Annotated in this window: 22 protein-coding genes; 9 read left to right on the forward strand and 13 right to left on the reverse strand. The window is 73.2% G+C overall.

Annotated features, from left to right (window positions below; all coding sequences use genetic code 11):
• The first annotated feature begins 1 nt into the window (after position 1).
• Genes eboE through AC4H2S_RS20615 form a run of 4 tightly spaced genes read left to right on the forward strand, consistent with a single transcriptional unit; the run spans position 2 to position 3957 of the window.
• Complete coding sequence (gene eboE / locus AC4H2S_RS20600) at positions 2-1171, forward strand: metabolite traffic protein EboE (RefSeq protein ID WP_491498858.1); 1170 nt, start codon at positions 2-4, stop codon at positions 1169-1171.
• Between the two features lie 37 nt (positions 1172-1208).
• Positions 1209-2579 (forward strand): alkaline phosphatase family protein, encoded by a 1371-nt coding sequence (locus AC4H2S_RS20605; RefSeq protein ID WP_491498859.1) that lies wholly within the window; start codon positions 1209-1211, stop codon positions 2577-2579.
• 59 nt (positions 2580-2638) lie between these two features.
• On the forward strand, positions 2639-3277 hold the full coding sequence (locus AC4H2S_RS20610) for a VOC family protein (RefSeq protein ID WP_491498860.1): 639 nt from the start codon (positions 2639-2641) through the stop codon (positions 3275-3277).
• Entirely contained in the window at positions 3274-3957 is a 684-nt protein-coding gene (locus AC4H2S_RS20615) for a class I SAM-dependent methyltransferase (RefSeq protein ID WP_491498861.1), read from the forward strand. The genes AC4H2S_RS20610 and AC4H2S_RS20615 overlap by 4 nt, the downstream gene beginning before the upstream one ends.
• Before the next feature lie 23 nt (positions 3958-3980).
• Here the strand turns inward: AC4H2S_RS20615 and AC4H2S_RS20620 are convergent, their stop codons facing one another.
• Complete coding sequence (locus AC4H2S_RS20620; protein ID WP_491498862.1) at positions 3981-5027, reverse strand: LacI family DNA-binding transcriptional regulator; 1047 nt, start codon at positions 5025-5027, stop codon at positions 3981-3983.
• A 127-nt stretch (positions 5028-5154) separates the two neighbouring features.
• On the opposite strand from AC4H2S_RS20620, the gene radA reads away from it, so the two are divergent.
• Both radA and disA read left to right on the forward strand, forming a co-directional pair.
• The gene (gene radA, locus AC4H2S_RS20625; protein WP_491498863.1) at positions 5155-6552 is read left to right on the forward strand and encodes a DNA repair protein RadA; all 1398 of its coding nucleotides are present in this window, start codon (positions 5155-5157) and stop codon (positions 6550-6552) included.
• A 112-nt stretch (positions 6553-6664) separates the two neighbouring features.
• Complete coding sequence (gene disA / locus AC4H2S_RS20630) at positions 6665-7735, forward strand: DNA integrity scanning diadenylate cyclase DisA (protein WP_491498879.1); 1071 nt, start codon at positions 6665-6667, stop codon at positions 7733-7735.
• Between the two features lie 339 nt (positions 7736-8074).
• On the opposite strand, the gene AC4H2S_RS20635 is transcribed toward disA, so the two are convergent.
• On the reverse strand, positions 8075-8914 hold the full coding sequence (locus AC4H2S_RS20635) for a hypothetical protein (RefSeq protein ID WP_491498864.1): 840 nt from the start codon (positions 8912-8914) through the stop codon (positions 8075-8077).
• Positions 8915-8981: 67 nt separating this feature from the next.
• On the opposite strand from AC4H2S_RS20635, the gene AC4H2S_RS20640 reads away from it, so the two are divergent.
• A complete protein-coding gene (locus AC4H2S_RS20640; RefSeq protein WP_491498865.1) occupies positions 8982-9863 on the forward strand; it encodes an HhH-GPD family protein in 882 nt (293 codons plus the stop codon).
• A gap of 43 nt (positions 9864-9906) precedes the next feature.
• On the opposite strand, the gene AC4H2S_RS20645 is transcribed toward AC4H2S_RS20640, so the two are convergent.
• From AC4H2S_RS20645 to AC4H2S_RS20690, 10 genes are all read right to left on the reverse strand, one after another.
• Positions 9907-12483, reverse strand: coding sequence for an ATP-dependent Clp protease ATP-binding subunit (locus tag AC4H2S_RS20645; RefSeq protein ID WP_491498866.1), 2577 nt, complete (start codon positions 12481-12483; stop codon positions 9907-9909).
• A gap of 181 nt (positions 12484-12664) precedes the next feature.
• Positions 12665-13003 carry a histone-like nucleoid-structuring protein Lsr2 gene (locus AC4H2S_RS20650; RefSeq protein WP_491498867.1) on the reverse strand — a complete coding sequence of 113 codons (339 nt, stop codon included), beginning with the start codon at positions 13001-13003 and terminating at the stop codon, positions 12665-12667.
• A gap of 102 nt (positions 13004-13105) precedes the next feature.
• Positions 13106-13876 (reverse strand): type III pantothenate kinase, encoded by a 771-nt coding sequence (locus AC4H2S_RS20655; RefSeq protein ID WP_491498868.1) that lies wholly within the window; start codon positions 13874-13876, stop codon positions 13106-13108.
• Between the two features lie 10 nt (positions 13877-13886).
• Positions 13887-14852, reverse strand: a complete 966-nt coding sequence (gene nadC / locus AC4H2S_RS20660; protein WP_491498869.1) for a carboxylating nicotinate-nucleotide diphosphorylase — start codon at positions 14850-14852, stop codon at positions 13887-13889.
• Positions 14849-16558 (reverse strand): L-aspartate oxidase, encoded by a 1710-nt coding sequence (locus tag AC4H2S_RS20665; RefSeq protein ID WP_491498870.1) that lies wholly within the window; start codon positions 16556-16558, stop codon positions 14849-14851. Before AC4H2S_RS20665 ends, nadC begins: the two co-directional genes overlap by 4 nt.
• Before the next feature lie 20 nt (positions 16559-16578).
• Positions 16579-16995 carry an aspartate 1-decarboxylase gene (gene panD, locus AC4H2S_RS20670; protein WP_491498871.1) on the reverse strand — a complete coding sequence of 139 codons (417 nt, stop codon included), beginning with the start codon at positions 16993-16995 and terminating at the stop codon, positions 16579-16581.
• Between the two features lie 11 nt (positions 16996-17006).
• Positions 17007-17933, reverse strand: a complete 927-nt coding sequence (gene panC / locus AC4H2S_RS20675; protein WP_491498872.1) for a pantoate--beta-alanine ligase — start codon at positions 17931-17933, stop codon at positions 17007-17009.
• Positions 17930-18856: a Rossmann-like and DUF2520 domain-containing protein gene (locus AC4H2S_RS20680; RefSeq protein ID WP_491498873.1), complete on the reverse strand. Its 927-nt coding sequence runs from the start codon at positions 18854-18856 to the stop codon at positions 17930-17932. Before AC4H2S_RS20680 ends, panC begins: the two co-directional genes overlap by 4 nt.
• 161 nt (positions 18857-19017) lie before the next feature.
• On the reverse strand, positions 19018-19968 hold the full coding sequence (locus AC4H2S_RS20685) for a hypothetical protein (protein WP_491498874.1): 951 nt from the start codon (positions 19966-19968) through the stop codon (positions 19018-19020).
• Positions 19965-21062, reverse strand: coding sequence for a sulfotransferase family protein (locus tag AC4H2S_RS20690; protein WP_491498875.1), 1098 nt, complete (start codon positions 21060-21062; stop codon positions 19965-19967). The genes AC4H2S_RS20685 and AC4H2S_RS20690 overlap by 4 nt, the downstream gene beginning before the upstream one ends.
• Positions 21063-21108: 46 nt before the next feature.
• Here AC4H2S_RS20690 and AC4H2S_RS20695 point away from each other — a divergent pair, with 46 nt between their 5' ends.
• On the forward strand, positions 21109-22218 hold the full coding sequence (locus AC4H2S_RS20695; RefSeq protein WP_491498876.1) for a glycosyltransferase family 2 protein: 1110 nt from the start codon (positions 21109-21111) through the stop codon (positions 22216-22218).
• Positions 22219-22279: 61 nt separating this feature from the next.
• On the opposite strand, the gene AC4H2S_RS20700 is transcribed toward AC4H2S_RS20695, so the two are convergent.
• Complete coding sequence (locus tag AC4H2S_RS20700; RefSeq protein ID WP_491498877.1) at positions 22280-22861, reverse strand: hypothetical protein; 582 nt, start codon at positions 22859-22861, stop codon at positions 22280-22282.
• Between the two features lie 347 nt (positions 22862-23208).
• Here AC4H2S_RS20700 and AC4H2S_RS20705 point away from each other — a divergent pair, with 347 nt between their 5' ends.
• Positions 23209-23847, forward strand: coding sequence for a nucleotidyltransferase domain-containing protein (locus AC4H2S_RS20705; protein WP_491498878.1), 639 nt, complete (start codon positions 23209-23211; stop codon positions 23845-23847).
• The last annotated feature ends 78 nt before the right edge of the window (positions 23848-23925 follow it).

Raw genomic sequence — 23925 nt, forward strand, 5'->3', positions numbered from 1 at the left:
GATGAGGCTGCAGCACCCCGACGGCACCGTCGTCCACCTCGGCTACGGCACCAACGTGCTGCCGGCCGAGGACGTCGACGGCCTCATCGCGCAGGTCGGCACCTACGGCGACCGGCTGCGCCAGCACCTCGGCACCGACCGGGTCGGCCTGGGCATGTGGCTCCCGGCCGCCGCCGCGCGCCGGCTGGCCTCCGACCTCGACGCCGTCTCCCGGCTCCGCGACGCGATCGACGAGCACGGCGTCGAGATCGTCACCCTCAACGCCTTCCCCTACGCCGCCTTCCAGGACGAGGTGGTCAAGAGGCGCGTCTACCACCCGACCTGGGCGGAGCGGGCCCGGCTCGACTACACCCTCGACGTGGCGCGGGTCCTCGCCGCACTGCTGCCCGAGGACGCCGCCCGGGGCAGCATCTCGACACTGCCGCTGGCCTGGCGGGCACCCTGGCTCACCGACCGGCAGGCCCAGGCCGAGCTGCACCTCAAGGCGCTCGCGGAGGGGCTGGCCGAGGTGGAGGCCGACACCGGGCGCACGGTGCGCGTCGCGTTCGAGCCCGAGCCCGGCTGCGTGATCGAGACGATCGCCGAGGCGGTCGACCGGCTCGGCGCCGCCGACCGCGAGCGGATCGGCGTGTGCCTCGACCTCTGCCACCTCGCCGTCGGCTTCGAGGACGCGACCGACGCGCTCGCCCGGCTCGACGCCGCGGGCCTCGACGTGGTCAAGGTGCAGCCGGCGGCCGCGCTGGTCGTCGACGACCCGGCCGACCCGGACGCCCGCGACGCGCTGACGTCGTACTCCGAGGACCGCTTCCTCCACCAGGTGCGCCAGCGCACCGGCCAGCGCCTCGCCGCCCGCGACGACCTCCCCGACGCCCTCGGCGGGCGGCGCCGGCTCGACGACCGGTCGCCGTGGCGGGTGCACTTCCACGTGCCGGTCCACGCCGACCCCGCCCCACCGCTGCGCAACAGCCGCGACGAGCTGCGCGCGTCCCTGGCCGCCCTCCTCGGCGGCGAGACCGCCCGCACCGACCACCTCGAGGTCGAGACCTACACCTGGTCCGTCCTGCCAGACGGCGCCCCCGCCGACGACGACGCGCTCGCGGCGGGCCTCGCCGCGGAGCTCGCCTGGGTGCGCGACGAGCTGGTCGGCCTCGGCCTGACCTCCCTCGACTGAGACCCGCCCCCGCACCGACCCAGGACAGGACACCACCGTGGCCCACCCCAAGCTGCTCGTCGTCGACCTCGTCGGCCTCACCCCCGACCTGCTCCAGCACATGCCACGGCTGCGGCGGCTCGCCGACCAGGGCTCGCAGGCGACCCTCGAGCCGATCCTGCCCGCCGTCACCTGCTCGGTGCAGTCGACGTTCCTCACCGGCCTGCCGCCGTCGGGGCACGGCGCGGTCGGCAACGGGTGGTACTTCCGCGAGCTCGGCGAGGTGTTCCTGTGGCGCCAGCACAACAGGCTCGTCGAGGGCGAGAAGGTGTGGGAGACGATCCGCCGCGAGCGCCCCGACTACACCGTCGCCAACGTGTGCTGGTGGTACGCCATGGGCGCGACGACCGACTGGACGGTCACCCCGCGGCCGATCTACTACGCCGACGGCAAGAAGGCGCCCGACTGCTACACCCGCCCGCCCGAGCTGCACGACGAGCTCGTCGGCGAGCTCGGGGAGTTCCCGCTCTTCACCTACTGGGGCCCGACGGCCTCGATCGCCTCGAGCGAGTGGATCATCGCCGCCACCCGCAGGCTGATGCCGCGCAGCGACCTCACCCTCTGCTACGTCCCGCACCTCGACTACGACCTCCAGCGCTTCGGCCCGGACTCCCCCGAGGCCGCCCTGGCCGCGCAGGAGGTCGACGCGGCGCTGGCCCCGCTGCTCGACGACGCCGAGCGGACCGGCGTCACCACGCTGGTGCTCTCCGAGTACGGCATCACGCGGGCCGACCAGCCGGTCGACGTCAACCGGATGCTGCGCCGCGCCGGGATGCTCGAGGTCTACACCCAGGACGGCATGGAGTACCTCGACCCCTGGGCCTCGCGGGCCTTCGCGGTCTCCGACCACCAGGTCGCCCACGTCTACGTCGACGACCCCGCCGACCTGGAGACGGTGCGCGCGCTCTGCGCCGACCTGCCCGGCGTCGACCAGGTGCTCGACCGCTCCGCGCAGGCGGCGTACGCCCTCGACCACGAGCGCTCCGGCGACCTGGTGCTCGTGGCCGACGAGACGGCGTGGTTCACCTACTACTACTGGCTCGACGACGCGCGCGCCCCCGACTTCGCCCGGGGCGTGGAGATCCACCGCAAGCCCGGCTACGACCCGGCCGAGCTGTTCTTTGACCCCGAGGACCGCGCGGTGAAGCTCAAGGCCGGGCTGACGCTCGCCCGGAAGATGGCGGGGCTTCGCTACGCGATGAAGGTCGTGCCGCTCGACCCGTCGCCGGTGCGCGGCACCCACGGACGGCTGCCCAAGGACCCCGCCGGCGGGCCGATGCTGGTGTGCAGCACACCGGGTGCCGTCGCCGGGTCGGTGGCGGCGACGGACGTGCGCGACCTGCTGCTCGAGCTCTCCCGCACCTCTTGACATCAAGAAACCCGGACCCCGGTGTCAAGGCCGCCATGCGCCCGGATGAGAATCTCGTCATGCGCCTGGACCACGTCAGCTTCGCCGCCGGACCTGATGGACTCGCCAGCACCGCCCAGCGCATCGGGGGGCTGCTCGGCACGGACTTCATCGACGGTGGCATCCACCCCCGTTTCGGCACCCGCAACATGATCCTGCCGCTCGCCGGCGACATCTACATGGAGATCGTCGAGGTCCTCGACCATCCCGCCAGCGACAAGGCTCCCTTCGGCCAGGCCGTCCGCGCCCGCTCCGCCCTCGGCGGCGGCTGGATGGGCTGGGTCGTCTCCGTGGCCGACATCGCGCCGATCGAGAGCCGCCTGGGCCGCGAGGCCGTCAAGGGCAACCGTCGCCGCCCCGACGGCACGGAGCTGCTCTGGCAGCAGATCGGCGTCAACAGCCTGATCGCGGACCCGCAGCTGCCCTTCTTCATCCAGTGGCAGTCCGCCCCCGAGCTGCACCCCAGCAACGGCGCCACCGGCGACTTCTCCCTCGACTGCCTCGAGATCGCCGGCGACCCGCAGCGGGTCAGCGAGTGGCTCGGCGAGACCGTCGAGGCGCCCCTGGAAGACGTCAAGGTCGAGTGGGTCGCCCCCAACGGCACTCCCGGCATCGTCGCCGTCCAGCTCCAGACGCCGCAGGGCCTGGTGCGCATTTGAGGGTTCGGCCCTCTCCCAACATCTGGAACACCCCCGAGGTCTACGAGCTCGAGAACCGCGCCGCCGACCCGCACGACCGGATCGCCACGGCCATGCGCGAGATCGGCGACTGGGCCGGGCGCACGATGCTCGACGTGGGCTGCGGCACCGGCTTCCACCTGCCACTGTGGGCCGGCGCGGCCGCGCGCGTGGTGGGTGTCGAGCCACACCCGCCGCTCGTGGCGCTCGCCCGTCGGCGTACGCGCTCCCTCGTCAACGTCACCGTGCTCGACGGTGGGGCCCAGGCGCTGCCCCTGCCCGACGCGTCCGTCGACGTGGTGCACGCCCGCTGGGCCTACTTCTTCGGCCCCGGCTCGGAGCCGGGCCTGCGTGAGCTCGACCGGGTCGTGCGCCGCGGCGGCACCGCGTTCGTGATCGACAACGACCCCACCCGCTCGACGTTCGGCGGGTGGTTCCGGCGCGGCTTCCCCGACGTCGACCCCACCGCGGTCGAGCGGTTCTGGTCGATGCACGGCTGGCGGCGGCGCCCGATCGACATGGGCTGGTCCTTCGCCTCGCGCGAGGACCTCGAGGCGGTCGTGCGCATCGAGCTGCCGCCCGAGGCGGCCGAGGAGGCCCTCGCCTCGCACGCCGGCACCGAGGTCGACTACGCCGTCAACCTCTGGTGGCGGCACTACTAGGGGCCGTCCAGGGCCTGCCGGGCTCAGCTCGACTGGCGGATCGCCAGCGTCGGCTCGAGGAGGACCCCCCGCGTCTCGACCGGCTGGTGGGTCAGCAGGGCCCGCAGCGTGCGGACGATCTCGACGGCCACGTCCTCCAGCGGCTGGCGCACCGACGTGAGGCCGACCGGGTAGACCTGTGCCACCTGCGAGTCGTCGAAGCCGACCACGCCGATGTCACGCCCCGGGGCGAGCTGGCGGATCCAGAGCGTGTGCAGCACGCCCATCGCGAGGGTGTCGGAGGCGCAGACGAACGCGGTCGGCCGCGACTCGTCGAGCAGCACGGCGGCGGCCTCCGCCCCGCTGTGCACGACGTCCTCCACCCGCGAGGCGAGCCCGGTGGTGGGCAGGCCGTTGGCATGCATCGTGCGGAGCCAGCCAGAGCGGCGGTCCTCGCCGATCGGGGAGTCCTTGCGCCAGCCGATCCAGGCGATGCGGGTGTGGCCGCGGTCGATGAGGTGCTGGGTGGCCAGCGCGATGCCGGCCGCGCCGTCGACGTCGACCCACACGTGGCGGGCCGCGTCGTCGTGCCACGGTCGTCCGAACGCGACGAAGGGCGCCCGCTGCTGGCTCAGCCAGGCGGCCTGCGGGTTGCCGAGGTAGGTGTCGGTGACGACGAACGCGTCGACGGCGGTGGAGCGGAGCAGGTTGTCGTAGCCGCCGATGGGATCCTTGTCGTCGCCGGGGAAGAGCAGGACGTGGTAGCCGACCTCCTCGCTGGCCTCGACGAGGGAGTGCACGAAGCGGTCCATCGCCGCGTTGGCGGTGCCCTCCTGGGCCGGCGCGAAGCGCAGCCCGATCAGCGACGACGTCCGGGTGCGCAGGTTGCGGGCCGCGCGGTTGGGCGAGTAGCCGAGCTCGGCGATCGTCTGGCGCACCCGCTCGAGGGTGTCGGGGCGCAGCAGGTCGGGGTTGTTGACCGCGTTGGAGACCGTCTGGCGCGAGACCCCGGCGCGCTCCGCGACGTCGGCGAGGGTCGGCGGCGTGACCGGCAACGTGCCCCCGGTCCGGTGTTCGCTGCGTCGCCCCATGCTGCCCCTCACGACCGCGCTAGATCGATCCAATGCAGGTGAGCATAAGCCCCGCCCGGACGGCCGACCGGGGCACCTCTCGCGCGGCGACCGCGCGGTGTCGGTGGGCTCGCCTAGCGTGGGGCGCATGTCGACCAAGACCGCACGGGTGCGCTCCTCCTACCGCTGCTCCGAGTGCGGGTGGGAGACGGCCAAGTGGGTCGGCCGGTGCGGGGAGTGCCAGGCGTGGGGATCGGTCGCCGAGGCCGGCGCGCCCACGATGCGCGCCAGCGCCGGGCCCGTGTCCACCCCGGCGGTGCCGATCGGCCAGGTGCCGGTCACCGAGTCCGTCGCGCGGGCCAGCGGCGTCCCCGAGCTCGACCGCGTCCTCGGCGGCGGCCTGGTGCCGGGCGCGGCGATCCTGCTCGCCGGCGAGCCCGGCGTCGGCAAGAGCACGCTCCTGCTCGAGGTCGCGGCGCAGACCGCCAGCGCCCGCCAGCGCACCCTCTACGTCACCGGCGAGGAGTCGGCCGCGCAGGTGCGCCTGCGTGCCGATCGCACCGGCGGCGTGCACGACGAGCTGTTCCTCGCCGCCGAGACCGACCTCGGGGCGGTGCTCACCCACATCGAGGAGGTCCGCCCCACGCTGATCGTGGTCGACTCCGTCCAGACGATCGGCGCCTCGGGCATCGACGGCGTGCCCGGGGGGGTGACCCAGGTCAAGGAGGTGGCGGCCGCGCTGATCCGGGTGGCCAAGACCCGCAACATCACCACGGTGCTCGTCGGCCACGTCACCAAGGACGGCTCGATCGCCGGGCCCCGGGTGCTCGAGCACCTCGTCGACGTGGTGCTCCACTTCGAGGGCGAGCGCAACTCCCGCTTCCGCATGCTCCGCGCCATGAAGAACCGCTACGGCCCGGTCGACGAGGTGGGCTGCTTCGACCTGTCCTCGGAGGGCATCTCGGCCGTCACCGACCCGACCGGCCTCTTCGTCGAGCACCACACCCAGGACGTCTCCGGCACCTGCGTGGCGGTCACGATGGAGGGCCGCCGCCCGCTGCTCGCGGAGGTGCAGGCGCTGCTCACCCCGTCCCCGCTGGAGCGCCCGCGGCGCACCGTGTCGGGCGTGGAGTCCTCGCGGGTCGACATGGTGCTCGCCGTCCTCCAGCGTCACGCGCGGCTGCGCATCGCCGGCAGCGACACGTTCGTGGCGACCGTCGGCGGGGCCAAGATCCACGACCCCGCCGCCGACCTCGCCCTGGCCGTCGCCGTGGCCAGCTCGCACCTCGGCGTGCCGCCGCCGCGCGGCGCCGTCGCGATCGGCGAGATCGGCCTGGCCGGCGAGCTGCGCCGGGTGCGCGACCTGCCGCAGCGCGTCGCCGAGGCCGCGCGCCTGGGCTTCCGGGTCGCCGTCGTCCCGCGCGGGCGGGCGCTCCCGAGCGAGCGGGGCATCCCGTCGCGCCGCACGATCGACGGCCTGCAGGTGGTCGAGGTCGACGACGTGGTCGGCGCGCTGCTCACCCTCGACCTCACGCCGCCGCTCTGAGGCCCACCCGCCGGCAACGATCGCTGGTCATCCGGTGCCCACCCCTAGACTTCACCCCACGGCGCACGGGGGCGTCCGAGGAGAGAGCACGGAGGCACCGGTGGCAGAGCGCATGGACGAGCAGCTGAGGCTGCGCGCGACCCTGGCATCGATCGCACCGGGCACCCCGCTGCGCGACGGCCTCGAGCGGATCCTGCGCGGTCGCACAGGTGCCCTGATCGTGCTCGGCCAGGACAAGACCGTCGACTCCATCTCCACCGGTGGCTTCACGCTCGACGTGCCCTTCACCGCCACCGGCCTGCGCGAGCTCGCCAAGATGGACGGCGCGATCATCCTCGACAAGGACATCACCAAGGTCCACCGGGCCGCGGTCCACCTGATGCCCGACCACACCATCCCGTCCGAGGAGACCGGCACCCGGCACCGCACCGCCGAGCGCGTCGCCAAGCAGACCGGCCACCCGGTCATCTCGGTGTCGCAGTCGATGCAGATCATCGCCGCCTACGTCGGCGACATCCGCCACGTGCTGGAGGACTCCGGCAAGATCCTCTCCCGCGCCAACCAGGCGCTCGCCACCCTCGAGCGCTACAAGCTGCGCCTCGACGAGGTCTCCGCGACGCTGTCGGCGCTCGAGATCGAGGACCTGGTGACGGTGCGCGACGTGGCGGTGGTCGCCCAGCGCCTCGAGATGGTCATCCGGATCGCGAGCGAGATCGAGGACTACGTCCTCGAGCTCGGCACCGATGGACGCCTGCTGTCGCTCCAGCTCGAGGAGCTGGTGACCGGCGTCGACGCCGAGCGCGAGCTGGTCGTGCGCGACTACCTGCCCGGCGGCCGGCGCCGCCCGGGCAGCCCCACCTCCCACGTCGCGGAGCTCGCAGCGCTCTCCCCCACCGAGCTGGTCGACCCGGCGGCCGTCGCCCGCGCCATCGGCCTCAGCGGCGCCGAGCACCTCGACGCCGCCGTCGCGCCCCGCGGCTACCGGCTCCTCGCCAAGGTGCCGCGGCTCCCCTCGGCCGTGGTCGACCGCCTCGTCGACCACTTCGGCGGCCTCCAGCAGCTGCTCTCGGCCGGCATCGACGACCTCCAGGCCGTCGAGGGCGTGGGCGAGCTGCGTGCCCGCAGCGTCCGCGAGGGCCTGTCCCGCCTCGCCGAGTCGAGCATCACCGAGCGCTACATCTGACCCCCGCCCACCCGCCGTACGCTCGCCGAGTCGGCGCGTCCTCGCGCGCGGAGGGGGTCGAGTCGGCGCGTCCTCGCGCGCGGAGGGGGTCGAGTCGGCGCGTCCTGGCGCGTGGAGGGGGTCGAGTCGGCGCGTCCTGGCGCGCACCGCTCGCCGAGTCGAGCGGAGCGCCACATCTGGGTGGCGCCTGTCCGGCGTATGCCCCGCGCTCGACTTTGTAGGCCCAGTCCGACACCTGGAGGCCGTTGCAACCCCCTCCAGGTGTCGGAGTCCCCGCTCGAGCGGGGACTTCGACGACGGCGAGGGCGACGGCAGCGGAAGCGGAAGCCGCGACCCCGGTCAGCCGGCGGAGTTGCCCGCGCCGTCCTCGCCGGGGGTGTGGGCGGTGTCGCCGTTCTTCTTCCGGCCCTTGCCGCCCTGCTTCTGCGGGTCGGCGGTCTTGGTGATCACGCCGGGCTGGGGGGCGACGAGCTCGAACTGCACGTCGGTCGCGTCACCACCGAGCGCCGCGGCCTGCACGTGGTAGAAGCCGGGGACGGCCCAGTCGGTGAACTTGGTGCACCCCTCGTCGGAGCGCCGCGCCGACCAGGTGACCACGACCGGGGCGTCGACGGCCTGGCGCACGACGACGTCCTGCGGAGGGATCGACACGGGGCACTCGCGGCTGCTCCAGATGTAGTCGCTGCCCGAGGTGATGGTGACGACCATCGTCTCCGGCGACGCCTGCCAGGTGCAGGCCTCGGTCACGACGGTGCGCAGGTTGACGGTGATCGCGATGTCCGAGCCGCCGGGGGCCGAGGTGATCGCCGGGGTCGCGACGATGTCGGACTCGGTGCACGGACCGGTGGGCTCGGCCAGGACCGGCTCCGGGGGCGCGACCTCCTCGGTCGCCTGGCCGCCCTTCCTGCCCTTGCCGCCCTTCTTTCCCTTCTTGCCCGTGCGCCCCTTCGCGTCGGGGCCGACCGCCACGGTCGGGCCAGCGGTGGGGGCGGGCGTCGTCGACGCGGTCGCACTGGCCTGCGTGGCCTGCCCCGTGGCGTCGTCCTTGGCGTCGGAGGAGCCGCCGAGCATGCGCGCGAGCACGACGACGAGGACCAGCGGGATGCCGAGCACGACGAGGCGGCGGGTCCAGTAGACCCGGGCCGGGAGCGGCCCACGCGGTCGTACGGTCGGCGGCATGGCCACAGGCTATGGAGCCGCGGCCCCGTCGCGGGGGAGGCGCACCGGCTGACCTACGATCGCGACGATGAGCGAGCACTCCGCCAGCGCGCTGCACGACGCCGTGCTCGACTGGTACGACGACCATGCGCGTGACCTGACGTGGCGCGGGGCGGCCGCCACGCCCTGGTCGGTGATGGTCAGCGAGTTCATGCTGCAGCAGACGCCGGTGGCCCGCGTCCTGCCCGTGCACGCGGCCTGGCTCGAGCGGTGGCCGACCCCGGCCGCGCTGGCCGCCGACTCCACGGGCGAGGCGGTGCGGATGTGGGGCCGGCTGGGCTACCCGCGCCGCGCCCTGCGCCTGCACGCCGCCGCCACGGCGATCGTCGAGCGCCACGACGGCGAGGTGCCGCCCGGCTACGACGACCTGCTCGGACTGCCCGGCGTGGGCGACTACACCGCCGCCGCCATCGCCAGCTTCGCCTTCGGCCGGCGCCACGTCGTGCTCGACACCAACGTGCGCCGGGTGCTGGCCCGGGTGGTCGACGGCACGGAGCTGCCGGCACCGGCGCCCACCCGCCGCGAGCGGGACATGGCCGCGGCCCTGCTGCCCGACGACGACGCGACGGCCGCCACCTGGGCGGTGGCGACCATGGAGCTCGGCGCGCTCGTGTGCACGGCGCGGCAGCCGCGGTGCGAGGCGTGCCCGGTCACGGCGAGCTGTGCGTGGCGCGCGGCCGGCTTTCCGGCGTACGACGGCCCGCCCCGGCGCGGACAGGCCTGGGCGGGCACCGACCGACAGTGCCGCGGCCGGATCCTGGCCCTCGCCCGCGAGGCCGACTCCGTCGGCGCGGCCCAGCTCGAGGCCGTGTGGCCGCGGGCCGAGCAACGCGAGCGGTGCCTGGCGGGGCTGGTCGCCGACGGGCTCCTGACGCAGCTCACCCCGGGGCGCTGGGCGCTCCCGGGGTGACCTGGTGTGACGTGGTGCTGGTGGGTGGTGCTGGGGCCCGAGGTCAGGCCTCGTTGGCCTTCGGCACGTCGGTCGGGCCGGCCGAGTCGTCCGGTCCGTCACCGCCCGCGCCCTCCACGACCGTCTCCAGCGGAGGCATGTCGGGGACGGTGGAGTTCTTCTGGCCGCGGAAGGTGAACTTCGCCTCCACGCCCTCGCCCTCCACGTCGACCAGCACGATCTGGCCGGGGCCGACCTCGCCGAAGAGCATCTTCTCGGCGAGCACGTCCTCGATCTCGCGCTGCACCGTGCGGCGCAGCGGACGCGCGCCGAGCACCGGGTCGAAGCCGCGCTGGGCCAGCAGCGCCTTCGCGGGGTCGGTGAGCTCGAGGGACATGTCGCGGTCCTTCATGCGCAGCTCCACGGCGGCGATCATGTTGTCGACCATCGCCACGATCTGCTCCTGCGACAGCGGCGGGAAGACGACGATCTCGTCGACGCGGTTGAGGAACTCGGGGCGGAAGTGCTGCTTGAGCTCCTCCGACACCTTGCTCTTCATCCGCTCGTAGGAGCCGGCAGCGTCGGCGCCGACGGCTCCGAAGCCGAGGTTGACGCTCTTGGCGATGTCGCGCGAGCCGAGGTTGGTCGTCATGATGATGACGGTGTTCTTGAAGTCGACGACGCGACCCTGCGAGTCCGTCAGGCGACCCTCCTCGAGGATCTGCAACAGGCTGTTGAAGATGTCGGGGTGGGCCTTCTCGACCTCGTCGAACAGCACCACGGAGAACGGCTTGCGACGCACCTTCTCGGTGAGCTGGCCGCCCTCCTCGTAGCCGACGTAGCCGGGAGGCGAGCCGAACAGTCGCGACACCGTGTGCTTCTCGGAGAACTCGCTCATGTCGAGCTGGATGAGCGCGTCCTCGTCGCCGAAGAGGAACTCCGCCAGCGTCTTCGACAGCCACGTCTTGCCGACGCCCGAGGGGCCGGCGAAGATGAACGAGCCACCGGGGCGCTTGGGGTCCTTGAGCCCGGCGCGCGTACGACGGATCGCGCGGGAGAGGGCCCTGACGGCCTCCTCCTGCCCGATGACGCGCTTGTGGAGCTCGTCCTCCATCTTGAGCAGGCGGGTGGACTCCTCCTCGGAGAGCTTGACGATCGGGATGCCCGTGGCCACGGCCAGGACCTCGGCGATCAGCTCCTCGTCGACCTCGGCGATCTCGTCGAGGTCGCCGGCACGCCACTGCTTCTCGCGCTCGGCACGGCGGGCGGAGAGCTGCTTCTCCTCGTCGCGCAGGCGGGCCGCGGCCTCGAAGTCCTGCCCGTCGATGGCGGCCTCCTTGCGCTGGCGCACGTCGCCGATCTTCTCGTCGTACTCGCGCAGGTCCGGCGGCGCGGTCATCCGGCGGATGCGCAGGCGCGAGCCGGCCTCGTCGATGAGGTCGATCGCCTTGTCCGGCAGGAACCGGTCGGAGATGTAGCGGTCGGCCAGCGTCGCCGCGGAGACCAGCGCCTCGTCGGTGATGGTGACGCGGTGGTGGGCCTCGTAGCGGTCGCGCAGGCCCTTGAGCATCTCGATGGTGTGCGCGATCGAGGGCTCCTGCACCTGGATCGGCTGGAAGCGGCGCTCGAGCGCGGCGTCCTTCTCGAGGTACTTGCGGTACTCGTCGAGCGTCGTGGCACCGATGGTCTGCAGCTCGCCGCGGGCCAGCATCGGCTTGAGGATGCTGGCGGCGTCGATCGCGCCCTCGGCCGCGCCGGCGCCGACGAGGGTGTGGATCTCGTCGATGAACAGCACGATGTCGCCGCGGGTGCGGATCTCCTTGAGCACCTTCTTGAGGCGCTCCTCGAAGTCACCCCGGTAGCGCGAGCCGGCGACCAGGGCGCCGAGGTCGAGCGTGTAGATCTGCTTGTCCTTGAGCGTCTCGGGCACGTTGCCCTTGACGATGTCCTGGGCGAGGCCGGCCACGATGGTGGTCTTGCCGACGCCCGGCTCGCCGATGAGGACGGGGTTGTTCTTCGTGCGGCGCGACAGGATCTGCATGACGCGCTCGATCTCCTGCTCGCGCCCGATGACGGGGTCGAGCTTGCCCTCGCGCGCGGCCTGGGTGAGGTTCTGGCCGAACTGGTCGAGGACCAGCGAGCTCGACGGGGCCTCGCCGCCGGATCCGGACGTCTGGGCGCCGGCCGCGGCCGACTCCTTGCCCTGGAACCCGCTGAGCAGCTGGATGACCTGCTGGCGCACCCGGTTGAGGTCGGCGCCGAGCTTCTGCAGCACCTGGGCGGCCACGCCCTCGCCCTCGCGGATCAGGCCGAGCAGGATGTGCTCGGTGCCGATGTAGGAGTGGCCGAGCTGGAGCGCCTCGCGCAGCGAGAGCTCGAGCACCTTCTTGGCGCGGGGGGTGAACGGGATGTGGCCGGACGGGGCCTGCTGGCCCTGGCCGATGATCTCCTCGACCTGGGCGCGCACGGCCTCCAGGGAGATGTCGAGGGACTCGAGCGCCTTGGCAGCGACACCCTCGCCCTCGTGGATGAGGCCGAGCAGGATGTGCTCGGTCCCGATGTAGTTGTGGGAGAGCATGCGGGCCTCTTCCTGGGCCAGCACGACAACTCGCCGGGCTCGGTCGGTGAACCGCTCGAACATGTGCGCTCCTCTACGTCTGCGTGGTCCGCGGGTCCGGCACGGGGCCGGGGTGCGGACACTGGGCTCAACGCCCGACATCAGCCTACGTGTTCCCACCCCGGCGACCAGCCCGTCCGCTCACAGCGAACGGGCCCGCGGGCCTCGCCGCGTCCTCGTGGGGTCGCCGAAGGGGTGGCCCGCCTCAGTGGGCGGCGTCGTAGGCCTGCTGCACGTCGGCGGAGATCCGGCCGCGCTCGGAGACCTCCATGCCCTGCGCCTTGGCCCACTCGCGCACGTCCTTGGTGTTCGAGGACGACGACGAGGCGGAGGACCCGCCCGAGGAACGCCGGGTGCGTCGGCCGCCGCCGGACACCTTGCGGGCGTGGCCCACGTAGCCGCTCAGGGCCTCGCGGAGGGCGGCGGCGTTGGCGTCGTTGAGGTCGATCTCGTAGGTGGTGCCGTCGAGGCCGAAGGACACGGTCTCGGTGGCCTCGGTGCCGTCGAGGTCGTCGACGAGCACGATGTTGACCTTTTGCGCCATGGCCATTTCCTTTTCTTTTTCCGGAAGTTTCGGACAAAGAACAGTCTGGCAGCAAATGGCGAAGGGGCACAAAAGGAGTCAGGCAATTCCTGACGCCGCATTTCAGGAATTGCGTTCGAAGACCAATCGCAATCCCTGGAGGGTGAGCCACGGGGAATGCACGGTGAAACAGCCGCAGTCCTCGACGAGCAGCGCGGCCAGGTGCCCGGTGGAGATCACGGTGACGTCCTCGGGGGCGACGCCGAGCTCGGCGATCATCCGCGCCACCAGGCCCTCCACCTGCGCCGCGACCCCGAAGACCATCCCGCTCTGCAGCGCCTCCACGGTGTTCTTGGCGATCACCGACCGCGGCCGGGCCAGCTCCACCTTGCGCAGCTGCGCGCCCCGGCGACCGAGCGCCTCGAGCGAGATCTCGATCCCCGGCGAGATCGCGCCGCCGACGTACTGGCCCTTGCCGTTGACCACGTCGAACGTCGTCGCGGTGCCGAAGTCGACCACGATCGCCGGGCCGCCGTAGAGCGTCGCGGCGGCCAGCGAGTTGACGATGCGGTCGGTGCCGACCTCGCGGGGGTTGTCCATCAGGACCGGGATGCCGGTGCGCACGCCGGGCTCCACGACGATGGCGGGGACGTCGCCGAAGTGGCGCTCGAGCATCTCGCGCCACTCGTGCAGCACGGCCGGCACCGTGGCGCACAGGGCGACGCCGTCGACGTCGTCGAGGCGCTCGGCGAGCAGCCCGCGCAGCAGCACCGACCACTCGTCGGCGGTGCGGCGCTCGTCGGTGTTGACCCGCCAGTGCGCGGTGACCTCCTCACCGTCGAGGAGGCCGGCGAACGTGTGGCTGTTGCCGATGTCGACCGCGAGCAGGCTCATGAGGGCACCTTCATCGGGGTTCGGGGTCCCCGCGGCGTTGTTCGGGGGAGCGAAGCGGAGGAGAAGAAGGTCGTGGGGTGGTCAGGTCCATGCCGATGTCGAAGACGACCACCGAGTGGGTGAGCGCCCCGACGGAGACGAAGTCGACGCCGGTCGCACCGATGCGCGCGGCCCGATCGAGCGTGATGCCGCCGCTCGCCTCCAGCGGCACCCGCCCGGCCGTGCGGCGCACGGCCTCGGCCATCAGCTCGTCGCTCATGTTGTCGAGCAGGACCCGCTCCGGCGGCTCGGGCAGCGCGAGCAGCTCCTCGAGCTGGTCGAGCGTGGTGACCTCGACCTCCACGGGCAGGCCGGGGTGGCGGCCGCGGATGGCCTCGAGCGCGGGCAGCACTCCCCCGGCCGCGACGACGTGGTTGTCCTTGACCATCGCCATGTCCTGCAGGCTCGAGCGGTGGTTGACCCCGCCGCCGCAGCGCACGGCGTACTTCTGCAGCGTGCGCAGGCCGGGCAGCGTCTTGCGGGTGTCGAGCACGCGGGTCGGCGACCCCTCGAGCGCCTCGACCCAACGGGCGGTCGCGGTGGCGATGCCCGAGAGATGGCAGGCGAGGTTGAGCGCCGTGCGCTCGGCGACGAGCATCCGCTGGGTCAGGCCCTCCACGCGCATCACGACGTCGCCCCTCGCGACCCGCGTGCCGTCCGCGACCCGGTCGGTGATCGTCGCGTCGGCACCCACGGCGGCGAACGCGACGGCGGCGACGCCGAGCCCCGCCACGACCCCCGGCTCGCGCGCAGCGAAGACGGCCTCGCCGCGGGCGTCGAGGGGGATCGTCGACTCGCTGGTCGGATCGACGCGTGGCTTGTCGGGGAGGTCCTCCTCGAGCGCGCGGGCCACGACGTCCCAGACGTGCTCCGGATCGAGCCCGGCAGCGGTGAGGTCGTCGAGCACCTCGGCGGGCACGTCGTCGAGGCTGGTCATGCCGGCACCTCCGCGGCGTCGGGAACGGTCGGGGGAACGGTGGACGAGCCGGTGGAGGGGTCGGTCGAGGGCGCGGTGGTCCACTCGACGGCGACGCGGCCGCCGGCGTCGAGCCACGAGTCGACGTGCCCGGCGCGGGTGTCGTCACGGTCGGGGTGGTCCTCGCGCCAGTGCGAGCCGCGGGTCTCGGTGCGCACGGCCGCGGCGGCGGCCAGCGCGGTGCTGACGGTGAGCAGGTTGGTGGTCTCCCAGGCGGCCGGGCCGACCTCGGCCTCGCCGTGGTCGAGCGAGCCGAGCCGCGCCAGCGCCTCGGCCAGGCCGGCCGAGTGGCGCAGCACCCCGACGCGGCTCGTCATCGTCTCCTGCAGGGTCCGGCGGCGCTCGCCGGAGACCAGGCCGGCCGGACGGGCGTCGGGCGCCGGGTCGGCCCACTGCCGCAGCTCGCCGGGCAGCACGTCGGCGATGCGGCGGGAGAACACCAGGCCCTCGAGCAGGGAGTTGGACGCCAGCCGGTTGGCGCCGTGCACGCCGGAGCAGGCGACCTCGCCGGTGGCGTAGAGGCCCGGGACGGACGTACGCCCCCACAGGTCGGTCGCGACGCCGCCGGAGGCGTAGTGCTGGGCCGGCGCCACCGGGATCAGCTCGGTCACCGGGTCGACGCCGTGGTCACGGCAGACACCGAGGATGGTCGGGAAGCGGCTCTGCCACAACGCGGCGCCGAGGTGGCGGGCGTCGAGCCACATGTGCGGGCGGCCCGTCTCGATCATCCGGCGGGTGATCGCCTTGGCGACCACGTCGCGGGGGGCGAGGTCGGCCAGCTCGTGCTCGCCGGTCATGAAGCGCGCGCCGTCGTCGTCGACGAGGAACGCCCCCTCGCCGCGCACCGCCTCGGAGATCAGCGGCTGCTGGCCCTGGGAGTCGGGGCCGAGCCACATCACGGTGGGGTGGAACTGGACGAACTCGAGGTCGCGCAGCCGGGCGCCGGCGCGCATCGCGAGCGCCATCCCGTCGCCGGTGGCCACGCTGGGGTTGGTGGACTGGCTGAAGACCTGGCCCAGGCCGCCGGAGGCGAGCACGACGGCCCGGCAGTGCACGGCGCCGACGCCGTCGTGCTGGCCCTCGCCGAGGACGTGCAGGGTCAGCCCGGCCACGCCGCCGTCGGCGGCGCGCAGCAGGTCGACCGCGAGCGCGTGCTGGATGACCTCGATCTCGGGGGCCCGCTCGACCGCGGCGATCAGTGCGCGCTGGATCTCCGCACCCGTGGCGTCGCCACCGGCGTGGGCGATCCGGTCGCGGTGGTGGCCGCCCTCGCGGGTCAGCGACAGCTCCCCGTCGGGGTGGTGGTCGAAGCGGGTGCCGAGGGCGATGAGCTCGTGGACGGCCCCGGGGCCCTCGGTGACCAGCACGCGCACCGCGTCGACGTCGCACACGCCGGCCCCGGCGACGAGGGTGTCGCGCTCGTGCTGGTCGGGGGTGTCCCCCGGCCCGAGCGCGGCCGCGATGCCGCCCTGGGCCCACTGGGTCGACCCGGCCGCGAGGACGTCCTTGGTCACCACGAGCAGGCGCAGCGCCGGGTCGGCCGCGTGGATGCGGAGCGCGGCGGTGAGCCCGGCGATGCCGGAGCCGACCACGACCACGTCGGCGCGGGTCGTCCAGCCCGGCCCCGGCGCGCGGAGGCGGCCCGGGACCGGCCGGTGGGAGCTCATCGGCGCAGGCTATCGGCTCGTCAGGCGACGACCGCGTCGCCGCGGGTCAGCGTCGGGTCGCCGAACGTCTCGGCCGGGTCGTGGCCGGTGGCCAGGATCGCGTTGTCGGCGTCGACGAAGACGACGTGGGGCACGAGCTCCTTCGCCTCTGCCGTGTCCATCTGGCCGTAGCCGATGAGGATCACGGTGTCGCCGGGGTGCACCAGCCGGGCCGCGGCCCCGTTGATGCCGACGACGCCCGAGCCGCGCTCGCCGGCGATCGTGTAGGTCTCCAGGCGGGCGCCGTTGGTGACGTCGACGATGTGGACGAGCTCGCCCGGCAGCAGGTCCGCCGCGTCGAGCAGGTCCTCGTCGACGGTCACCGATCCGACGTAGTGGAGGTCGGCCTGGGTGACCGTGGCGCGGTGGATCTTGGACTTCATCATCGTGCGCAGCACGTGGCGCTCCTTCAGGTGGTGGTCGAGGCCGCGGACGCGGTCCCCGCCGGCGGGCCGCCGTCGGCGACCCGGTCGAACGTGACAGCCATGTTGTCGATCAGCCGGGTGGTGCCGATGCGGGCGGCGACCAGGATCCGGCCCTCGCCCGTCTCCGGCGGCTCACCGAGGTCGGAGGAGGTCAGCGCGAGGTAGTCGAGCTCGAGCCCCGGCTCGGCCCTGAGCACCGACATCGCGGCCCAGCGCGCGGCTGGCACGCCGTACGGGGCGCGGTCGCGAGCGGCGAGGAGCGCCCGGCTGAGGGCGGTCGCGACCTGCCGCTCGCGGGCGTCGAGGTAGCGGTTGCGGCTGGAGAGGGCCAGGCCGTCGGGCTCGCGCACCGTCTCGCCACCGACCACCTCGATGCCCATCGCCAGGTCGCGCACCATCCGGCGCACGAGCACGAGCTGCTGGTAGTCCTTCTGGCCGAACACCGCGACGTCGGGGCGGACCAGGCCGAACAGCTTGGCGACCACCGTCAGCACGCCGTCGAAGTGCCCGGGCCGGGAGGCGCCGTCGAGGATCGTGGCGAGGGTCCCCGGCGCGACGGTGACGCCGTCGTGCACCGACTCGTGGCTGAAGCCGCCGGGGTACATCTCCTCCACGCTGGGCGCGAAGACGACGTCGACGCCCGCCGCGGCGCAGACCTTGAGGTCGGCCGCGAGCGTGCGGGGGTAGTGCTCGAGGTCCTCGGTCGGGGAGAACTGCATCGGGTTGACGAAGATGCTGACCACCACGCGGCCGTCCGTGGCCGCGCGGGCCGTGCGCATCAGGCTGGCGTGTCCGTCGTGCAGGGCGCCCATGGTGGGGACGAACGCCACACGCCGGCCGTCTCGGCGGGCACCGGCGAGCAGGCCGGCCAGCTCCTCACGGGTGGACGCGAGGACGGGGGTCGTGCTCATCGAGCCTGCCGGTGGGGCGCCTCGGCGTCCGGGACGGCTGCGGCGTCGAGGACGCCCAGCATCTTCGCCGCGCGGATGGGCAGCAGCCGGCCGTCGGTGACCGCGCGGTCGAGGGTGGCGCGGGCCATCGCGAGGTAGGACGGGAGGGTCTGCGGAGCGGTGGCGCGCAGGTCGGCGACGTGCGCGCGGACGGTCTCCACGTCGCCGCGCACGATCGGCCCGGTCAGGGCGGCGTCGCCGTCCTCGAGGGCGTTGTCGAGCGCGGCGGTGAGCAGCGGGCGCAGGGTCGCGGCCGGGTCGTCGGCGCCGGCGGCCGAGAGGATCTCCATCGCCTCGGCCACGAGCGTGACGAGGTGGTTGGCCCCATGGGCCAGGCCCGCGTGGTAGAGCGTGCGGCGCTCCTCGGGCACCCACATCGCCCGTCCGCCGAGGTCGGCGACGAGAGACTCGGTGAGGGCGCGGTCGTCCTCGCCGGCGGTCACGCCGAAGACGCAGCCCGCCAGCCGCGGCAGGTCGACCTCGGTGCCGGTGAAGGTCATGGCGGGGTGGAGCGCGACGGTGCGGGCACCGACGAGCCGGGCGGGCTCGAGCACGGCGAGGCCGTGGCGACCGCTGGTGTGGGCGACGACCTGTCCCTCGCGGACGGCACCGCTGGCCACGAGCATGGTCACCACGTTGGAGAGCATGTCGTCGGGGACGGTGAGCAGCAGCAGGTCGCTGGCCCGGGCGACGTCGCTCGGCTTGGCGACGGCGACGCCCGGCAGCAGGTCCTGGATGCGACGGCGCGAGGCGTCGGACTCGCCCGCGGCGGCGACGACCTCGTGGCCGGCGGAGCGGAGGGCGGCGGCCAGGACGGCGCCGACGCGGCCCGCGCCGATCACCCCGACCCGATGCGTCGGGCGGAGGACAGGGTCGTGCGTCATGTGGCGACCTCTTCGTTTCAGTCCCGTGAGGGGTACCGATCTACTGCGATCACCAGCGAGCGTACGCCCGCGGATTCAGCGGCGGAACGGCCCGGAGGCGTGACGAGCGCCACGGAAAAGACTACCCGTGAGTAGGTCCCAGCCGGGTCTCGGACGGGGTCTCAGGCGCGCAGGTGCAGCTTGGCGTGGTCGGGGTCGTCGACGACGAACGGGCGCGGCGCACGCGGGAGCCACTCGTGGGTGACGTGGTCGACCACGTGGACCCCGGCCGGCGACTCGATCCGCACGACGCCCTCGGGCACGCGACCCTCGTGCAGGGCGTTCCAGACCAGCCACTCGCGGCGCTTGCGGCGGTTGCGGATCGAGGTGGCGAACGACTCGGGATCGGTCCAGTGGGCGAACTCGTCGCCGTCGAGCCACTTGAGCTCCACGCACAGCCCCTGCGGCAGTGCGAACGACTCGATGCGGTCGGGCGTGGTGCGGATCTCCCACTCCGGGGCCTTGGTGTAGACGTAGTCGGGGCTCATCGGGAAGCCCCACTCCTCGATGTTGCGCAGGCCGAGGTCGAGGTAGGCCACCTGGTCGGACTCGATGTAGAGCCCGTGGCGCGGGACGCGGATCACCGCCTCGGCCATGCCCACCTGCCACGACAGGTCGGCCATCGAGACCTCGCCCTCGGTCGTGAGCACCATGTCGCCGTCCCACTTCCACGAGTAGCGGGTGCGCACGTGGGAGAAGCACCAGTTGTAGAAGTAGGCCAGCGAGTGCACCGAGCGCTCGTTGACGGCGAGGTGCTCGGCTCCGGCCCGCGCCACCTGGAAGGGGTAGTGCTCCAGGGTGAAGCGCTCGGAGAGCCCGTGCTCGGCCGCGACCCGCAGCGCCTCCTCGCCGGTGCCGTCGTCGGACCCGTTGTCCACCAGCAGCACGTGGTCGCAGGCCCGCAGCAGCGGTGGCAGGACGAAGCGGAGGCCGGGCGCCTCGTTCTTGACCCGCAGCACGGCGGTCGCCCCGGGCCGCAGCCCGCCCGGGCGGTTCCAGGGCCAGACGAGGTCGAAGTCGGTGTGCCCCTCGAGGTTGGTCAGGCCGTGCCCCGATCCGATCGGGACGGTCACTGCTCGTCCCGGGTGCGGCCGAGCGCCTTGCGCACGCCGCGGCGCACCGACGGGGGGATCGCGGCGCGTACGTCGTGGGGCACGCGGTCGGCGAGCGAGCGCGACGCTCCCGCCTCGGCCGCCTCGTGGAGCGCCCGGCGACGGGCCTGGAGGCGGGCGTGCTCCGCGGTCGAGCGGCTGATGGCCGCGGACTCCTCGTAGAGGTCGACGTAGGCGGCACGCAGCTGGTCGAAGGTGGCGTGCGCCTCGGCGGTGTCACCGCCCTCGTCGGCGAGCTTGTTGAGCTCCTCCCACGTCTGCCCGGTGAGCTCGTGCAGGCGCCGGGGCAGCGCGAGGTCGTCGAGCGTGGCGGTGACCCGGCGCAGGGTGGGGTCGATGAAGCGGTGCACCTCGCGGATCTGGTCGCTGCGGGTGTGGATGATCGTCTGCAGGTCGAGGGCGTGGCCCAGCGCCGTCGTGGTGCGCACCCAGTCGCTGAGCAGGTCCTCGTAGCGCACGAACACGCGCCCGCCGTCGCCCTCGGCCGGTCGGGTGGCGCGCTCGGTGTGCAGCAGCATGTTGACCCAGCTGGCGGCCAGGTGCGCCGAGCCGAGCTTGTTGGCGTAGTACTTCTGCTTGGAGCCGACCACCTCGGCGGGCGGGCGCAGCATGGTGGCGAAGACCGGCGTGGCGCCGGTGCGGATCGCGGCGACGCGCCACAGGCCCAGGAACCAGCTCAGCCGCGGGTCCTTGACGACCAGCTCGGGGTGGTGGTCGAAGTGCGGCTCGAGCCACTCGGTGACCCGGATGCGCGCCGGCTCGCGGCTGCAGATGCGCCCGGTGTCGAACCACGCCTCCGGCCGGCTGTCGCTGACCTGCACCAGCGACTCGCGCAGCCACTCGTCGTGCACGTCGACGACCCACTGCGGCTCGCTGAAGCCGCGGGGGTTGGAGTCGTCGGGCGGGACCTCGGGCAGGGGCACGTGCATGCCCAGCCGGGACACGATGCCGGCGAGCGTGCTGGTGCCGCTGCGGCCCGCGCCCGCGACGAAGAGGACCTTGCGCGGCACACCGTCGGGGTTCATCTCGTCGATCGCTCTGGGCTGCTCGGTCACGGCGGGCAGCCTACCGGCGAGGGGCGATGTCCTAGGGTCCGGCCGTATGAGGCTCTTCTCCCGCGCCCCCCTGCTCGGCGTGGTGATCCCCGCGTGGGGCGTGGAGGACTACCTCGACGACTGCGTCCGCTCCCTGCTCGCCCAGACCCACACGCGCTGGGAGGCGGTGGTCGTCGACGACGGCGCGACCGACCGCACGGGCGAGATCGCCGACGAGTGGGCCCGCCGCGACCGGCGCATCACCGTGGTGCACTCGGCCAACGGCGGCCTCGGCGCCGCCCGCAACCTCGGCGTGCAGCACGTGCGCGGCGACTACCTCGCCTTCCTCGACTCCGACGACGTGCTGCCGCCCACGGCGTACGCCGACCTGCTCGGCGCGCTCTCCGGGTCGGGCTCCGACTTCGCGACCGGCTCGATCGTGCGCTGGGAGGGCGACGCCCTGGTCGAGCCGCCGTGGATGCGCCGGCTGCACCGGCCGCTGCGCGGCGCCCGGGTCGAGGACCGGCCCGAGATCCTCGGCGACGTCTTCGCCTGGAACAAGGTCTGGCGCCGCTCCTTCTGGGACGCGGCGGGCCTGTCGTGGCCCGAGGGCCTGCGCTACGAGGACCAGCCCACGACCACGCGCTCGTTCCTCGACGGCAGCTTCGACGTGCTGGACGAGGTGGTCTACCGCTGGCGGATCCGCGCGGGTTCGATCACCCAGACGCGGGCCTCGTCGCTCACCGACCTCGCCGACCGTTGGGAGACCAAGCGGATGTCGCTGGCCTCGGTGCGCGCCCACGGGTCACCGGAGGTCGAGGCGGTCTTCCTCGACCGGGTGCTCGCCGGCGACCTGTGGCGCTACTTCCTGCTGGTGCCCGGCTGCACGCCGGAGTGGTGGCGGCTGCTGCGCTCCGGCGTGCTGGAGCTGTGGGGACGCCGGTCGCTGGTGCACAGCGGCCTGCCGCCCGTGCACCGGCTGGCCGGCTGGCTCGTCGAGCAGGACCGCCGCGCCGACGTCACCGCCCTGATGGAGTGGGTCGCGCGCCTCGACGGCCCCGCCCCGCGCGTGCAGGACGTCGCGTCGGGTGCGTGGCGGCTGTCGGTGCCGCACTCGGTGCTCGACGAGACCACCGTGCCGCCCGAGGCGCTGGCGCTGCGACCCCACGAGGTCTGAGCACCGGCCTCGCCTGAGCCGAGCCGCTGCGGCCGCGAACCGCAGGCGCGAGTGGGTGAACCTAGCCAGCGGCTGCGTCGTGATCGGGGTGCGCCGGCCACCAGCGCACGGCGCTACCCGAGTCCGAGCGAACACCGGCGGCGGCCCGCGCCTCGTCGACGGTGTCCGGAAAGACGATCGGTCGAGTGAGGTCGACGTGGTAGCGAGAACCGTCCTGGAGCTCTGCGAGGACGAGCCCGGCAGGTTCGACGCCGAAGCCGAACGCAACGATGTCGACGTCCGGGAGTGCGGTGGTGAAGGCAGACCAGGCGCCGGCCCACTCGAACATCGACGCAGAGACCGGACGGTCGTCGACCTCCCACGACACCCTCCGCCACCCCGGGCTCCCGTCGACACGGGCAGTGGCGGCGGTCAACAGTCGCCGGCCGTAGTCGTCCGGACTGGGCCCCTGATCCGGCATCGTGGCGTCCACCACCGCCAGAACAGCGCGAAACGCTGCCCGCTCGATGGCGTCGGCCCCGCTGCCGTCGTACCGGTTGCGGCAGAACGTGCCTACGTGCACCCACGGTCGCCCAGCATCGCGCGGCTCGCCGCCGTGCCCGAGCCAGACACCGTCGGCGTGATGACCCAGCGGACCGAGCACAGCGTCGAGCCACCTGGGCCCGCCGGGACCGTCGACCAATCCGTAGACAGGAAAGGCCAAGGGCGGATGGCTCGTTCTCACGGCTCCAGTTTGCCTGACTGTCGGGCTGCCGGAACGGTGTGGCGCTCGTGGTGCCGGGCCGACACACGGCCGATCGGCTCTGCGACCTGACGATGACGAGGCGATTCTCGCGCTCGGACCAAGTTGCTGTCAGCGGCCTCCCGCACAGGCTCGGCACCTGGATCTTCGGGAGCTAGTGGCCCCACGACGTTCTCGGCGTCGGGTACGACACGGACGGGTTCGCGGTCTTCGTCGCCGACACGGTGCGACGCAGACCTGCCCGGGCCATGAGCGCGGCGACTAACGTGCACGACGTGATGGACCATGACGAGGCGGTGCGCCTGTACGGCCCCTGGCGAGCCCGGTCCCCACAGGACGCTGCCGAGCTGCTCGACGGGTACACCGGCCGCTGGTGGATCGCGGGCGGCTGGGCCGTCGAGGCGTTCACGGGCGCGCCGCGGCCGCACGACGACCTGGACCCCAGCATCCCCCGCGCCGACGTTCCTGCACTGAAGCGGCACCTGACGGGCCGACTGGATGTCTGGCAGGCGGCTGACGGCACGCTGAGCCCGATGCTGAGCCCGACCGATCCGTTGATGGAGTCCTGCGGGAACCTGTGGCTGCGTCCCGACGGCGCGTCGCCGTGGGAGTACGACGTCATCCTCATGAGCACAAGCTCGACGACGTGGACCTACAAGCGAGACTCCCGCATCACTCTCCCGCTCGACGACATCCTCTGGACGCGGGACGGCATCTCGTACCTGAGGCCAGAGATCCAGCTGCTCCACAAGGCTCCGGGCCTGCGAGCGAAGGACCAGGCCGACTTCGATGCCTGTCTGGACCTGCTCGACCCGGAGCGCCGCGCATGGCTGAGGAGCGCTGTGGCCATCGCGCACCCCGGCCATCCGTGGTTGAGCACCCTCTAGTTGTACCTGGCCATCAGGTTGGTAGCAGTCGGCTGATGGGTGGGAGTCCTGCGAGTGCGCTGTGGCGTCGTCGAGTGT

It is taken from the genome of Nocardioides sp. Z13_37 (genome assembly GCF_058355585.1).

Excerpts from the sequence above, each read along its gene's own strand:
- eboE (WP_491498858.1), top strand. The coding sequence starts at position 2 with ATGAGGCTGCAGCACCCCGACGGCACCGTCGTCCACCTCGGCTACGGC.
- AC4H2S_RS20610 (WP_491498860.1), top strand. The coding sequence starts at position 2,639 with ATGCGCCTGGACCACGTCAGCTTCGCCGCCGGACCTGATGGACTCGCC.
- AC4H2S_RS20620 (WP_491498862.1), bottom strand. The coding sequence starts at position 5,027 with ATGGGGCGACGCAGCGAACACCGGACCGGGGGCACGTTGCCGGTCACG.
- radA (WP_491498863.1), top strand. The coding sequence starts at position 5,155 with ATGTCGACCAAGACCGCACGGGTGCGCTCCTCCTACCGCTGCTCCGAG.
- disA (WP_491498879.1), top strand. The coding sequence starts at position 6,665 with ATGGACGAGCAGCTGAGGCTGCGCGCGACCCTGGCATCGATCGCACCG.
- AC4H2S_RS20635 (WP_491498864.1), bottom strand. The coding sequence starts at position 8,914 with ATGCCGCCGACCGTACGACCGCGTGGGCCGCTCCCGGCCCGGGTCTAC.
- AC4H2S_RS20640 (WP_491498865.1), top strand. The coding sequence starts at position 8,982 with ATGAGCGAGCACTCCGCCAGCGCGCTGCACGACGCCGTGCTCGACTGG.
- AC4H2S_RS20645 (WP_491498866.1), bottom strand. The coding sequence starts at position 12,483 with ATGTTCGAGCGGTTCACCGACCGAGCCCGGCGAGTTGTCGTGCTGGCC.
- AC4H2S_RS20650 (WP_491498867.1), bottom strand. The coding sequence starts at position 13,003 with ATGGCGCAAAAGGTCAACATCGTGCTCGTCGACGACCTCGACGGCACC.
- AC4H2S_RS20655 (WP_491498868.1), bottom strand. The coding sequence starts at position 13,876 with ATGAGCCTGCTCGCGGTCGACATCGGCAACAGCCACACGTTCGCCGGC.
- nadC (WP_491498869.1), bottom strand. The coding sequence starts at position 14,852 with ATGACCAGCCTCGACGACGTGCCCGCCGAGGTGCTCGACGACCTCACC.
- AC4H2S_RS20665 (WP_491498870.1), bottom strand. The coding sequence starts at position 16,558 with ATGAGCTCCCACCGGCCGGTCCCGGGCCGCCTCCGCGCGCCGGGGCCG.
- panC (WP_491498872.1), bottom strand. The coding sequence starts at position 17,933 with ATGAGCACGACCCCCGTCCTCGCGTCCACCCGTGAGGAGCTGGCCGGC.
- AC4H2S_RS20680 (WP_491498873.1), bottom strand. The coding sequence starts at position 18,856 with ATGACGCACGACCCTGTCCTCCGCCCGACGCATCGGGTCGGGGTGATC.
- AC4H2S_RS20695 (WP_491498876.1), top strand. The coding sequence starts at position 21,109 with ATGAGGCTCTTCTCCCGCGCCCCCCTGCTCGGCGTGGTGATCCCCGCG.
- AC4H2S_RS20705 (WP_491498878.1), top strand. The coding sequence starts at position 23,209 with ATGAGCGCGGCGACTAACGTGCACGACGTGATGGACCATGACGAGGCG.